The following is a 14773-nucleotide window of genomic DNA, read 5'->3' on the forward strand; positions in this document are numbered from 1 at the left end:
ATAAAATAATTGTCTGCTATTTTTTCCAACCGGCTAAGGCATTTGCAAAAGGATTGTTTTTAATATCGGGCTGATTATTTTTAACCTGATTAGCCGTTTTTGCATTAACTGATTTTCCCGCATTTTTGTCGCTATGCTCACCTGTCTTCAACGCATCTTCATCAGAACGCATGGTTAAAGAAATACGATTCCGTTTCGGATCAATCTCAACAACATACACTTGTACAACATCACCCGTCTTGACGACTTCATGCGGATCTTTAACAAATTTATTCGCTAATTGTGAGACATGCACTAAACCATCTTGATGCACACCGATATCGACAAACGCACCAAAGTTGGCCACATTGGTCACCACACCTTGCAAACGCATACCGGGTTTTAAATCCGCTAAACTTTCAATGCCTTCTTTAAATTCTGCGGTTTTAAACTCAGGACGCGGATCACGACCCGGTTTTTCTAATTCCGCCAAAATATCGCGCACGGTCGGCGCACCAAATTTATCATCAACATAATCATTTGCGGCTAAGCCACGCAAGAAACTCACATCACCAATGATCTGGCGCATGTCACGACTATTTTTACTAATGATGCGTTCAATCACTGGATACGCTTCAGGATGCACCGAAGATGCATCTAAAGGATTGTCGCCATTCATCACTTTTAAAAATCCCGCGCATTGTTCAAACGCTTTATCGCCCAACCGCGTAACTTTAAGTAATTGTTGGCGATTTTTAAAAGAGCCATGTTGATCACGAAAACTAACAATGTTCTCCGCCAAACTGCTGCTCAAGCCTGAGACCCGCGATAATAAAGGTGCTGATGCCGTATTCACATCGACGCCCACCGCGTTCACGCAATCTTCTACGACGGCATTCAACATACGCGCTAATTGCACTTGCGATACATCATGTTGATATTGACCAACACCAATTGATTTAGGATCAATTTTCACTAATTCCGCCAAAGGATCTTGCAAACGACGCGCAATCGAAACCGCGCCGCGCAGCGATACATCCAAATTTGGAAATTCACGTGACGCTAATTCAGATGCGGAATACACTGAAGCACCCGCTTCTGACACCATGATTTTTTGAATCTTGCCCTTACTAAGCGCAACAATTTCACCGGCTAATTTATCCGTCTCGCGCGAACCCGTGCCATTACCAATCGCAATCAAATCAACATTATGTTTTTGGCACAAAGCGGCAATCGTTAACAACGAACCTTGCCAATCATTACGCGGTTGCAAAGGATAAACCGTGCTGGTATCAACTACTTTGCCCGTGTTATCAACCACTGCAATTTTGACACCGGTACGAATGCCGGGATCTAAGCCCATGGTTACACGCGGGCCAGCAGGCGCGGTTAATAATAGATCACGCAAATTGCGCGCAAAAACTTTAATGGCTTCTTCTTCCGCTAATTCGCGCATTTGTTTTTTAATTTCAGAATCAATGTGCCATTCCACTTTTACTTTCCACGTCCAACGTACCGTATCGATTAACCACGCATCACCCGCGCGGCCTTTATCCACAATATTAAAATGCTGCGCAATCATCACTTCACCGATCGAACGCGGATTTAATGGCTTACCATTTTCATCCAAGGGATCAATAAATAAGGTCAGTGATAAAATTTCTTCGGTTTGGCCACGCAACATCGCTAAGGCACGATGTGATGGCGTTTTTTTCACCGCTTCAATCGCATCAAAATAATCTGAGAATTTTGCGCCTTCTTCGGTTTTTCCATCTCGCACTTTGGATTGTAATTGACCATTTTCCCAACTGTATTCACGTAACTTGCGATTCAGTTCTGGGTCTTCAGCAAATTGTTCCATCAATATTTGACGCGCGCCTTCTAAAGCAGCGGCAATGTCAGCAATACCTTTGTCTTCTGCAACATAACTTGCGGCTTCTAACTCTGGATTTAATGTAGGATCATTTACCAAAGCTAAGGCCAATGGCTCTAAACCAGCTTCTTTAGCGATCTGTGCTTTAGTACGCCGTTTTTTCATATACGGACGATACAAATCTTCTAAACGAACTTTACTTTCAGCAGCATCAATCAATGCGCGTAACTCATCCGTCAACTTGCCGTCTTCTTCAATCGCTTTCAACACAGTTGCACGGCGCTCTTCTAATTCGCGGTGATAGCGCAAGCGTTCCTCTAATAAACGCAATTGAGTGTCATCTAAGCCACCCGTCGCTTCTTTGCGATAGCGCGCAATAAAGGGTACCGTCGCGCCTTCATCAAGCAGTGCAACAGCAGCATTAATTTGAACAATTTTGGCGTTAACTTCAACAGCGAGACGAGTGACAATGCGAGCGAGATTCATGCGAAATTCCAAAGCGTAATAAAACGACAATTAAGAGCAGGCATTATACGCAAGAGCTAAAATTCGCGCTAATTGAATAATGCGTGGCATCAAAATACATCTATTTTTAACAAAATTTTTGCCCATTTTTAAGCCCGCTTGTCAACATATTGCCATAAAAATAGCGCATGGTTGACATAAGAAAAGCTTTGCAAAAAAGATCAATGACAAGCGGTGTATTGAGTAGCGCATTCAAAAAATACTTATAATCAAAACCAGATGAATGTTATCCGACAGAAGAATTTCTTGGCCAACTTTTTACTGTCCAAACTTATACATTAGATCAATTTATTGATAGCGACGGTTCATTTAATATCTGGCCAGAAGATATTATCTTTTGCGAAAAACCTTCTACATTAGTAGACGTAAACGGCAACACACCTAGCTGGTAATACCGCCAACAAAATAAGCTATTCTGGCTTATGACACACGGCCTCGATGTTATGACCATCGGGGTCAATCACAAAAGCACCATAATAATCAGCATGATAATGCTCACGTATGCCAGGCTTACCATTATCCGTACCGCCCGCTTTAATCGCCGCTACATAAAATGCATCTACTGCTGCGCGTGACTCCGCAATAAACGCAACATGCATCGGCAAATGCACTGTGCCGCCACTACCAATCCAGAACTCTGGTTTTTGTCCGTAACCGAAACCACCGTAGTTTTCATATTCTTTAGACAACACAATATTCAATGGTGCAAAAGCAGCTTGATAAAATGCTTTGCTAGCCGCATAGTCTTTAACAAATAAACCAATGTGATCAATAATCATGTAATCTCCGGCTATGTAATATGACGTAATATTTATTTAGTGTATTAATAAAAACAGGTAACAGCAGTGGCAATTGTCTGGACAAAAACGCAACAACACAATCACTACGAAGTGCGTGCCGCTGGAAAATCTAGACGCTTGTACCGCAACGGCGTATTACACACGGCTTACCATCCAGACAATATCATCACCAGCAGTATTTGGGATTTATTATTTCTTCCTGCACTGCTCTATCCTACTCATCAATTACAACGCGTTTTATTACTTGGTGTCGGCGGCGGCGCGGTCATTCACTTGCTCAATCATTACCGCACACCTAAAGAAATTGTCGGCGTTGAGATTGATGCAATCCATTTAAACGCCGCCAAACGTTTTTTTAATCTGCGCTACAAGAACCTAACACTGCATCATGCTGATGCGATTGAATGGGTCAAACATTATAAAGGCGAAAAGTTTGATTTGATCATCGAAGACATTTTCACCGAACACGAAGGCCAGCCAACTCGACTAATGCACAACAACAAAACCTGGTTAAAACAACTAAAACGACTGCTCAACAAAAAAGGCATGTTAGTTATTAACAATGCAGATAGTAAAGAAGCGGCTTTTACTAAAGCCAATAGCAGCGGCTTCGCCGCTATTTTTCAGTTCCGCTTACATACCCTGCAAAATCATGTCTTAGCATTTACACGACAAATAAGCTCAATATCATTATTTAAAAATGAAATTAAATTAAATCCTGATTTAACAAAAAAACAAAAAACTGGTCTGCTACGGTACACATTGCGCAAAATACAAAACCCTTAGCGCCTTCTTAACATTTATTTCTTTAAAACAATAAACTGCTCAATTAAACGCACAATAAGATCTTTTTGTGCAGGATCACTACCTGCCACTAACAACGCCAATGCAACCAAGGTGTTATCGTTAATCAACGTTTCTACAGGACGCGCTAGCAAAGCTTGATTCAATCGCAAGTACCACACAAACAAAAAAGCTCCCGAACGTTTATTGCCATCCGACAAAGGATGGTTTTTGATAACAAAATACAATAAATTCGCTGCACGACTCGCCACATTGGCATACAACGGTTCGCCACCAAATGTTTGTTCAATAGAAGCAATCGCCGTACTTAAACCTTCATCGCGTAACTGTCCGAACAAATCGGACGCTTCACCTTTCCGCATGAGTTCTTTTTTTAATTCGCCAATCGCCGTCAATACTGATTCAAACTCCAGCGAATGCATTGCCTCCTGTTTATCTATAACGGCTTTCAAAGATTGCTCATCATAACCTTGCAAAATTGTCCAGGTACGCGCGTAATCCGTTACTACTTTTAAGGCGCTTACATCAGAATCAGGGGTAGTCATAGCTTTATCCTTAGTCATAAGAAATTATTAATAAGATTATAAATAGCCGAAATCAATCACGTCATTAAAGCAGGACTTAATCGCGGAAATTTTCAAATTGTAAAGCCAAACCAAAATCTTCCTTACGCAAACCCGCCATCACTTCCTGTAGATCGTCGCGTTTTTTGCCCGTCACGCGCAACTTATCGCCTTGAATCGCCACTTGGACTTTGAATTTTCCATCTTTAATAAACTTAATCATCTCTTTAGCTTTTGGCTGCTCGATACCCTGCTTAAACGTCATCACCAAAGAATAAGTTTTACCACTGTGAATAGGCTTGTCGCTGATATCTGCATTCGCAGCACTAATGCCACGTTTGATACAAGCATTACGAAAAATTTCTTCTAATTGCCTGACCTGAAACTCCGATTCAGTTTTTAACGTCACGACTAAGTCTTTCTGCTCAATCGTCGCCTCTACCCCACGAAAATCAAAACGCGACGTCACATCACGAATAGCATTATCAACCGCATTTTTTAACTCGTCTTTATCAATCTCAGATACGACATCAAACGAAGGCATAAAAATCCTCTAGCTTTTAATTACGTTTTAAAAAAATAAAATTTCAATCAAATGTTTTCAGTTTCAGCGTTTAATAATTATAAATAAAAACGCTTCTAATATGACTTATTAATTATCTACTAATAAACTTAACAACCCTGCTTCATCGACTATCGGCACACCTAAACTTTCAGCCTTTTCTAATTTCGAGCCAGCGGCTTCGCCGGCGATTAATGCCGTTGTGTTTTTGGAAACGCTGCCGGCAACTTTTGCGCCGAGTGCTTCGAGTTTGGCTTTAGCTTCATCGCGGCTCATACTGCTCAGCGTGCCGGTGATGACGTAGGTTTTACCTGCTAACGGTGCGTCTGTGCCGGTGCGTTGAAGCGCTGGCCAGTGTATGCCCACGTTTTGTAATTGTTTTATGACATCGCGGTTATGTGCTTGCTGAAAAAAATGTGCGAGGTGTTGCGCGACGATAGGGCCTACGTCGTTGACGGTTTGTAATTGTTCAACGCTAGCGTTCATCAGTGTTTCGATATCGCCGTAGTGTTGCGCGAGGTTTTTTGCAGTGGCTTCACCCACTTCGCGGATACCTAGCGCGTAAATGAAGCGTGGCAAAGTGGTCTGTTTGCTTTTGTCTAATGCCGCTAATAAATTCGCGGCGGATTTTTCGCCCATGCGTTCAAGATTGGCGAGTTGTTGTAAATTTAAACGAAACACATCTGGTAAGTGTTCAATTAATTTTGCATCAATCAATTGCTCGACTAATTTATCGCCGAGGCCTTCAACGTCTAAGGCTTTGCGTGATGCAAAATGTTTAATCGCTTCTTTGCGTTGCGCGGCGCAGAACAAACCGCCGGTACAACGAGCAACGGCTTCGTCTTCTACTCGCAACACTTCTGAACCACAGACGGGACACACTTTTGGTAGTTTGATTTTTTTTGCGGTCGTTGGTCTGCGTTCTAACACCACGCTAGCCACTTCTGGAATTACGTCACCTGCGCGGCGCACGATAACGGTGTCGCCGATGCGTATGTCTTTGCGCTCTACTTCATCCATGTTGTGTAGTGTCGCGTTTGATACGACGACACCCGCAACATTCACGGGTTCTAAACGCGCTACCGGCGTTAGTGCGCCGGTGCGGCCGACTTGAAACTCCACGTCATTTAATATGGTAAGTTGTTCTTGCGCGGGATATTTATGTGCAATCGCCCAACGCGGTGCGCGTGAGACAAAACCTAATTGTTGTTGCCATTCGAATTTATCGACTTTATACACCACGCCATCAATGTCGTAAGCGAGCTTGTCGCGCTGCTGACCGATGTATTGGTAATACGCCCAACAACCTTCGGCGTTGTTCGCAATCGATGTTTCTGGATTAATGCGAAAACCCCATTGGCGTAACGCCAGCAACATATCGCTATGACGTTCGGGCATTGCGCCGTCGACTTCACCGAAACCATAACAATACATTTCTAATGGGCGTGTCGCGGTAATGCGTGGATCTAGTTGGCGCAAACTTCCTGCTGCTGCATTGCGGGGATTCGCAAATGTTTTTTCGTCTTTATCGCGGCCACGCGCATTTAGTTTTTCAAAGCCGGCTTTGCTGATAAATACTTCGCCGCGCACTTCTAATATTTTTGGAAATTCATGGCCACGTAAAACCATCGGCACGGTTGCTAAGGTGCGAATGTTTTGGGTGATGTCTTCACCGGTCGCGCCATCACCGCGTGTGGCGGCGCGCACGAGTTTGCCATTTTCATAACGCAGATTAACTGCAAGGCCGTCGAGTTTGGGTTCAACAGAATATTCGATTAAATCACTTTCGCTTAATTTCAAACGTTCGCGCACGCGTTTGTCGAAGGCGAATAAATCTTCTTCAGCAAATGCATTGCCTAATGACAACATGGGTACTGCATGCACGACTTCACCGAACGCACTGATCGGTGCTGCACCTACGCGTTGAGTGGGAGAATCGGGCGTGAGCAAATCAGGATATTCGGTTTCGAGTTTTTGGAGCTCTTGAAATACGCGATCGTACTCAGCATCTGGCACTGTGGGTTTATCGAGTACGTAATATTGATAGTTATATTCGTGTAACTCTGTGCGTAATAATTCAGCCAGATGTTGAATTGCCGGAGTGAGCTTGCTCATGCGCGGCGTGAGTCGTAGCGTTTAATTTCTTCGTAGAGATACGCCACGGTTTGACGCGTCAGTGAGCTGTGTTGTGCATCACACAAGCGTGTATTTAATGCATCGGATAAACGTTTGGCGGTATGCAGCATTTCTTCAAAGGCTTTGAGTGGACGATCACATCGACTCAGTTGCAGCGCCAGACTAAAGCCGCGGGTTCTAAAGTGGATGTCATCGGCAGTTGGAAAATAACCGGGCTTAAACATATTAACTGCGTTCATGGCCATGCGCGGATTTTCACGGTAGTGAAAAATATTCAATGCGCCATATTCAAAACCTGCTGCATTCATCGCGTTATGCAATGAAACTGCACCCATGCCATCACGTTCGCGTGAGACAAAATGAATCACTACTAAATCAGCATCAACAATTAAGTTATACACTTCACTGGTGTTACGCGCTTTAGTCGTGACCGGCGCTTTGCCTGTATTGGTTTTAGCATTTACCGGTGGTGCTATTGTGGGCAATGGCATTTGCTTAGAAGTAGGTGTAGTCGGCTTATTTGCCACATTCGCATTATTCGATAAATTCGGTTCTGTGTTCGGTTCTGGGCGTGGTGCAGGTTTAGCGACTTGTGCAGGATTCATAGCCGCAGGATTATTAGGTGACTTTATAGCTGCGCTTAAACCACTGGCATTAACACCGGTATTTAAATTCGGATTAGGTCGTGGATTAATGGTTGGCGCAACAGGACGTTGGTTAAACGTCGGTTCGGTTTTAATGGGTGGCAGTGATGATGCCGCAGGAATATTTTCAGCTGCAGCAGGAATAACAATAGGATTAGTAACTTCACTTACAGTTTCAGTGCGCGTGTCTTCGGCGATTTCACGAATCAATTCTGATAAATCTAACAAGGCATCATCAAATTCATCGGTATCATAAACAGTGCGTTGTGGTTTTAATACTGCCGACGCCGGTGGAATATCATCGAACTCATCTGAATCAGATGGATCGCCTAGGTCATCTGCGTCGTCAAACTCATTTTTGTTGTTATAAGATGAGTTTGATTTTTTCCAACCGATTAAATCTTCATCAAAGTCATTTAACTGATCACTTAAACGCGGTGCTAAGCGTGAACGTTTTTCACTGCGGTGATAGCTAATAGCATAAACAATCGCGATGACTGCAATGCCTAAGCCTAATAATATCCAACGCAGATTATCCATATCACTACATCAAGAAGTAGCCGTCATTTTCACGGCTTCTTCAACGTCAACCGCTACAATGCGCGACACCCCTGCTTCACGCATCGTCACGCCCATCAACTGCTCCGCCATTTCCATGGTGGTCTTGTTGTGAGTGATAACAATAAACTGAACCTTGTCCGACATCTCGCGCACCATGTCTGAGAAGCGGCCCACGTTCGCTTCGTCTAATGGCGCGTCAACTTCGTCGAGCATACAAAACGGTGCGGGATTTAATTGGAAAATTGCAAACACCATCGCTACCGCGGTCATTGCTTTTTCACCGCCGGATAACAAATGAATATTTGAAATGCGTTTGCCCGGTGGTTGCGCCATGATCGACACGCCAGTGCTCAGCAAATCATCGCCCGTCATTTCAAGATAGGCTTTACCGCCACCAACTAAACGCGGGAACATGCGGCCAATTTGGGTGTTTACTTTTTCAAACACTTCTTTGAAACGCGCGCGTGTTTCTTTATCAATTTTTGCAATCGCGCCTTCTAAGGTTTCTAATGCGTCGACTAAGTCTGCGTTTTGCGCATCTAGATAATTTTTACGTTCCGATTGTTCTTTGTGCTCATCAATCGCGGCTAAGTTAATCGCGCCCATGCGTTGAATGCGCTGCTCCATTTTGCCGAGCTGATCTGCCCATTCATCAATGGTCGCATTTTCGGGCATTTCATCGAACAGCAATTTTGTTTCAAAACCCGTTTCACTGAGTTGTTCTTTATACGTTTGGCAACGCACGCGATTTTCCTGCGCACCTAAACGCCCCATTTCTAATTCACTGCGCAGTTCTTGCACGCGTTGCTCTAAACCTGCGCGACTTGATTCCAAACGACGCACTTCATTTTCTAATGTTTCGACCGCTGCACGCGCATCACTTAACGCTCGTTCAATATCGACACGTTGATCAAGAAATTCTTTGAGCTCCGCTTCCATGACATGAATCGGTTCATCGCCGCGCGATAACGCCGCGGTTAATTCATCACGACGCGCTTGCAGATGTGAAACCTGCTGCTGCATACGGCTCAAGTTTTTGTCGGTTGAATCATGCGTTGAACGCATGGATTCAATGCTTACCATTAATTCGCGTAACAAATCACGATCAGCTTGGGCGGCTTTGCGCACTTCACTTAAAGACTGTGTGAGCTGTTCGCGTTTTTGTTGTAAGTCACGTTGACGCTGCTCAACACCAGCCTGTTGTTGCTCGGCCTCTTGCAAACGCGCTTGCGCACTCGCTTGCTGCTCTTGATCTTGTTGCACTTGCTGCGCAATTTCAGCCATGTCTTTTTCTAACACACCGCGGCGATTTTGCTGCTGCTCTAATTGCAGCTTGGCGCTGTTAAGCTTGGTCTTGACATCCGTTTGCTGAAAATTAATTGATTTTAAATATTTTTGCAGCGTGTCGCGTTCTTCTTCGTTGCTGCGCAATTGATTTTTTGCATCGTCCCAGGCTTTTTCTTGGTTTTGAATTTCTTCATCAAAAGCATCAAGTTTTTGTTTATTCGATTTAATTAATTGCTCGCGAGTTAAGACGCTGCCTTGTTTGTCGTCTTCGTTTTTAACACGCAACCAATTCCGACCTAACCACAAACCTTCGCGCGTAATGACGGATTCGTGTTCGGCGAGTTGTGCGCGCATTTGCAACGCATCTTGCAAGGTTTCTACTGCGTACACGCGGTTTAAGGGTTCTGACAAATCAAACGGTGCACGTACTTTCGCGCCCAAGGTGCCGCTTTTAGCGGGACGGGCTGCGCCTTTGCGATCTAATAAAATTAATGCGCCTTTTTCTAATTCCGCCAAGGTGCCGGAGATGTCATCAAAACCGTCAACGCAGACTGCTTCAAGATGGCTGCCTAAGACTGTTTCAACAGCACGCTCCCAGCCTTTTTCTACATCTAATTGTTCAGCAACACGCGGCTGTTTTAATAAACCACGACGTTCTAGCCATTGATTCAAGCTGGTGTTTTGTTTGCCTAAAGCGGCTTGTTGTAACGCTTCTAATGATGCGAGTTTGCCGCGTACACTTTGTGATTCCGAACGTTTTTCATTTAAATTTTTATTAATCTGATCAATTTTTTCACGCGTCAACAAAATGCTTTTATTGTTGGTTTCAATGCCCTGCTCCAAACCTTCTAGCTCGGCATGAATCCGCGATTCTTGTTGCAGCAAAATTTCTTGTTGCTCAATCAACGGTTCAACATTCAGCGTTTGTGCTTCTTCTAACATACGCTGCTTGCGTTGTTCTAAACGTTGCAATTGCGCTTTGTATTGCTCTAAACGTGTGGCTTCTACTTTGCTGGCTTGTTGAATACGTGCGGCGTCTTGATTAAAACGCTCCCATTCAGATTGCCAATCTTGCATCGCTTTTTCAGCATTGTGCAAACTCGTTTCAGAATGTTGTTGCGTATCTTTTAAAGCTGTAAGCGCGGGTGTTTTATGCGCCAAGTCACGACTTAATTCTTCGAGACGTTGTTTGTCATCTTCAATATGTTGTTGCGCATCACGCCATGCGGTTTCAATTTGCTGCAAGTCTTGTTGCTGGCGTTGACGCGTTTCTTTGTAATGCTGAATGCTTTGTTCAATACGCGAAATTTCTGCGCCTAAACGATAATATTCACTTTGTACTTTGCTTAACGTGTCATTAGCAACTGTTTGTTCTTCGCGTTGTTTTTCAATATTGGCTTCAACGTGGCGTTGTTCCGCAATCACCGCTTCTACTTTAATTTGTTGTTCGCCAATCGCTTGATCGTCTTGTTGAACTTTTTCGTCTAAGACTTTCCAGCGCAGAGCTAACAGTTCCGCCTTCATACGGCGTTCTTCGGTTTTTAATTCTTTGAATTTTTCAGCCGCACGCGCTTGACGGTCTAAATGCGTTAACTGCTTGGCGATTTCTTCGCGCAAATCATTTAAACGTTCTAGGTTTTCACGCGTATGACGAATCCGTGTTTCCGTTTCTTTACGACGTTCTTTATATTTAGTAATGCCTGCAGCTTCTTCTAAATAAACGCGCAGCTCTTCTGGCTTCGCGTCGATGATGCGCGAGATCATGCCTTGTTCGATGATCGCGTAACTGCGCGGACCTAAACCCGTACCCAGAAAAATATCGGCAATGTCACGGCGGCGACATTTGGTGCCGTTTAAATAATAGTTAGATTGGCCATCACGCGTGACTTCGCGACGAATCGCAATTTCAGAATATTGCGCGTATTGTCCGCCGAGTGTGTGATCGGAATTATCGAACACTAAATCAACCGATGCGCGGCTCACCGGTGGGCGCGAAGTTGAACCGTTAAAAATAACGTCGTCCATTGAATCGCCGCGCAATTGTTTTGCGGATGATTCGCCCATGACCCAACGCACAGCATCAATCACGTTTGATTTGCCGCAGCCATTAGGGCCGATAATGCTCGTCAAGTTGGATGGAAATTGGATAGTGGTAGGTTCAACAAATGATTTGAACCCGGCTAGCTTGATTTTTGACAGCCGCATGTATTCTTAAATCCTAAGTAAAGTCACAAGTGCGATGAGTTGCTATAAAATACCGCCCGTTAATTCGATAACGTCTTAACGACCATCAAATCAACAGGAGTGGTCATGTCGACAAAGCCGAGCAAAGACCTGGAAACCTTCGAGAACCCCCAACAGGGTCGAGATTATACCATCCGAATCGAGATTCCGGAGTTTACCTGTATCTGTCCGAAAACGGGACAGCCAGACTTCGCAACCTTGTTATTGGAATACATTCCCGCGCAGCGCTGCGTAGAGTTAAAAGCCCTGAAGCTTTATATGTGGGCCTTCCGTGACCAAGGTGCTTTTCACGAAGCCATCACCAATGAAATCTTGGATGATCTGGTCAGGGCTTGTGAACCCCGTTTCATGCGCCTAACCGGTAATTTCAACGTACGCGGCGGGATTTGGACCAGTGTGATTGCGGAACATCGTGCCAAAAACTGGGTAGCGGCTGCGCCGGTTATCTTGCCTTAATGGCTAATTAACGTCATTCGGCGCGGGCAAACCTCGCGCCAGTGTCCGAAATAACCATTTCAGACGTCGTTCGCCGCCCACGGCCAACTCGGTGCTGGCAATGATGAATTTGACTTGTAAGCGCGTAATTTTCACTTCGCGGCCATCGCGATAATTCGGTTTCGCTTGGATTTTGCGCAAGGTTGATACCGCCATCGCCAAGGCCCAAAAACAGAATCTTCTTAAACCGCGTTCGTGCGCGGGTATTAATAAGGTATAGGCCATGGCCTTACAAAGCTGGCCGTAACTGATGCCTAATAATTCGTGCATGCCTTTTAAGAAACCGGGGTCTTGGCAACCGGGCTGCAAGTCTTCTAAGGAAAAACCGTGCTTAGTAAATAATGCTTGGGGTAACCAACAAGCGCCGCGCGCGTGATCGGTGTGAATGTCTTTCATGATATTGGTCATTTGCAAACCTTGACCAAAGCCAACTGCTAAGCGCATTAATGCGGCGCGTTGTTCGTTCATCTCGGGTGAATAGTCGCAATACAATTCAGTGAGCATTTCACCGACAACACCGGCGACGTGATAACAGTATTCCGCCATCTCGGCTTCATCGCGTAAACCATGTTGCCGTGGTTGCAACTGAAAACGCACCATGCCATCGACCATAATACGAATACAACGTTGCAGTGATGCTTGTTGTACCGAACTAAACGTTTGCGTAATGCCGACGATGACGGGCGTGTGTAAGATTAACTCTCGTTCTAACGGCAACATGTCCGCAGAAATTTGCGGCGCTACTGCATTCGCAAATGTTTGCGCATCTTGTGTGCCTGCAAGGACTTGCACAAATTGATACGCGTATTGTTCTTTGGCGCTGGCGCTTAATTGTGGATCATCTTCGATAGTGTCGGCGATGCGGCACAATAAATAAGCATTGCCGACAACATCACGTAAGGCAGCGGGTAATTGCGGAATAGTTAAAGCGAAGGTGCGCGACACACCCGCTAATAAGCGATTTTGTAATGCTAACGGTGTTTCTGCTAGTGGTGCCACTGTTTGAACAGTCATGTACAGCGATTAACTACCGTAACGACGTGCTACATAGTTTTCAACTAACACTTGAAAATCTTCAGCGATACGATCGCCTTTTAGTGTTACGTCTTTTTCGCCATCGATATAAACCGGCGCAACCGGCAATTCACCCGTACCGGGTAAACTAATACCAATGTTTGCATGTTTACTTTCGCCGGGGCCGTTAACGACGCAACCCATTACCGCCACCGTCATGGTTTCAACGCCGGGATATTGACCGCGCCAAATGGGCATTTGCGCGCGTAAATAACGTTGAATTTTATCAGCGAGTTCTTGGAAATAGGTGCTGCTGGTGCGACCACAACCTGGGCATGACACAACCGCCGGCGTAAACGAACGTAAATTTAATGATTGTAAAATTTCTTGTCCAACAATCACTTCTTGCGTGCGCGCACCACCGGGTTCAGGTGTTAATGAAATGCGAATGGTATCGCCTATACCTTCTTGCAATAAAATAGATAAAGCGGCGGTAGATGAAACAATACCTTTAGAACCCATGCCTGCTTCAGTTAAACCTAAGTGCAGTGCGTAATCACAACGACGCGCAAGCGCGCGGTAAATCGCAATCAAATCCTGCACTTTGCTGGTTTTGCAGGACAAAATAATACGATCAGCGCCTAGACCTAATTCTTCTGCGCGTTTAGCGGACTCAATCGCTGAGGTAATCACCGCTTCACGCATGATGACATCTAATTCCAAAGGTTTAGCTTGTTTAGCATTGTCGTCTAACATGCGCGCTAATAATTCTTGATCCAAACTGCCCCAGTTGACGCCGATGCGCACGGGTTTATCGTAACGACAAGCTATGTCAATCATGGTCCCAAATTGGGTATCGCGTTTTGCACCGCGACCAACATTGCCGGGATTGATGCGATATTTGCCTAATGCTTCTGCACACGCAGGAAAACGCGTCAGTAATTTGTGACCGTTAAAATGAAAGTCGCCGACTAAAGGCACGTTAACGCCCATGCGATCTAATTGATCACGAATGAAAGGCACGGCAGCAGCGGCTTCTTCGGTATTGACGGTAATGCGGACTAATTCCGAACCGGCTTGCGCTAATTCGGCGACTTGCGCCGCAGTGCGAATGGCATCAGCGGTGTCGGTATTGGTCATCGATTGCACCACGACGGGCGCACCACCGCCCATCAACACATGGCCGACACGTACGCTCTTACGCAGGGGTAGCTCAATCATGGATGCGGACTTCATGGTACTCATAGAATCTACTCAAACCGACAGATACACAGCCGCTGCATTTT

11 protein-coding genes are annotated in these 14773 nt (G+C 44.9%); 2 read left to right on the forward strand and 9 right to left on the reverse strand.

Translation table 11 applies throughout. From position 1 onward, the window contains the following. Nucleotides 1–16: 16 nt before the first annotated feature. Together H0W44_04730 and H0W44_04735 are read right to left on the reverse strand one after the other, a co-directional pair. A complete protein-coding gene (locus H0W44_04730) occupies nucleotides 17–2338 on the reverse strand; it encodes an RNA-binding transcriptional accessory protein (protein MBA3581742.1) in 2322 nt (773 codons plus the stop codon). Between the two features lie 449 nt (nucleotides 2339–2787). Beyond that, a complete protein-coding gene (locus H0W44_04735) occupies nucleotides 2788–3153 on the reverse strand; it encodes a VOC family protein (GenBank protein ID MBA3581743.1) in 366 nt (121 codons plus the stop codon). 69 nt (nucleotides 3154–3222) lie between these two features. Here H0W44_04735 and H0W44_04740 point away from each other — a divergent pair, with 69 nt between their 5' ends. After that, nucleotides 3223–3963 carry a methyltransferase domain-containing protein gene (locus tag H0W44_04740; GenBank protein ID MBA3581744.1) on the forward strand — a complete coding sequence of 247 codons (741 nt, stop codon included), beginning with the start codon at nucleotides 3223–3225 and terminating at the stop codon, nucleotides 3961–3963. A gap of 14 nt (nucleotides 3964–3977) precedes the next feature. Here the strand turns inward: H0W44_04740 and H0W44_04745 are convergent, their stop codons facing one another. The 5 genes from H0W44_04745 to smc form a co-directional block, all read right to left on the reverse strand. Beyond that, nucleotides 3978–4544, reverse strand: coding sequence for a Fic family protein (locus H0W44_04745; protein MBA3581745.1), 567 nt, complete (start codon nucleotides 4542–4544; stop codon nucleotides 3978–3980). Between the two features lie 58 nt (nucleotides 4545–4602). Continuing rightward, a complete protein-coding gene (locus tag H0W44_04750) occupies nucleotides 4603–5088 on the reverse strand; it encodes a YajQ family cyclic di-GMP-binding protein (protein MBA3581746.1) in 486 nt (161 codons plus the stop codon). A gap of 108 nt (nucleotides 5089–5196) precedes the next feature. Then, a complete protein-coding gene (gene ligA / locus H0W44_04755; protein MBA3581747.1) occupies nucleotides 5197–7221 on the reverse strand; it encodes an NAD-dependent DNA ligase LigA in 2025 nt (674 codons plus the stop codon). Next, complete coding sequence (locus H0W44_04760) at nucleotides 7218–8426, reverse strand: hypothetical protein (protein ID MBA3581748.1); 1209 nt, start codon at nucleotides 8424–8426, stop codon at nucleotides 7218–7220. The genes ligA and H0W44_04760 overlap by 4 nt, the downstream gene beginning before the upstream one ends. Before the next feature lie 9 nt (nucleotides 8427–8435). Then, the gene (smc, locus tag H0W44_04765) at nucleotides 8436–11939 is read right to left on the reverse strand and encodes a chromosome segregation protein SMC (GenBank protein MBA3581749.1); all 3504 of its coding nucleotides are present in this window, start codon (nucleotides 11937–11939) and stop codon (nucleotides 8436–8438) included. Nucleotides 11940–12044: 105 nt separating this feature from the next. On the opposite strand from smc, the gene queF reads away from it, so the two are divergent. Beyond that, nucleotides 12045–12434, forward strand: a complete 390-nt coding sequence (gene queF / locus H0W44_04770; protein MBA3581750.1) for an NADPH-dependent 7-cyano-7-deazaguanine reductase QueF — start codon at nucleotides 12045–12047, stop codon at nucleotides 12432–12434. A gap of 3 nt (nucleotides 12435–12437) precedes the next feature. Here the strand turns inward: queF and H0W44_04775 are convergent, their stop codons facing one another. Both H0W44_04775 and ispG read right to left on the reverse strand, forming a co-directional pair. After that, complete coding sequence (locus H0W44_04775; GenBank protein ID MBA3581751.1) at nucleotides 12438–13487, reverse strand: squalene/phytoene synthase family protein; 1050 nt, start codon at nucleotides 13485–13487, stop codon at nucleotides 12438–12440. 9 nt (nucleotides 13488–13496) lie between these two features. Beyond that, a complete protein-coding gene (ispG, locus tag H0W44_04780) occupies nucleotides 13497–14723 on the reverse strand; it encodes a flavodoxin-dependent (E)-4-hydroxy-3-methylbut-2-enyl-diphosphate synthase (GenBank protein MBA3581752.1) in 1227 nt (408 codons plus the stop codon). Nucleotides 14724–14773: the final 50 nt, after the last annotated feature.

The sequence above is a fragment of the Gammaproteobacteria bacterium genome (assembly GCA_013817245.1).
Lineage (GTDB): Bacteria > Pseudomonadota > Gammaproteobacteria > HTCC5015 > HTCC5015 > JACDDA01.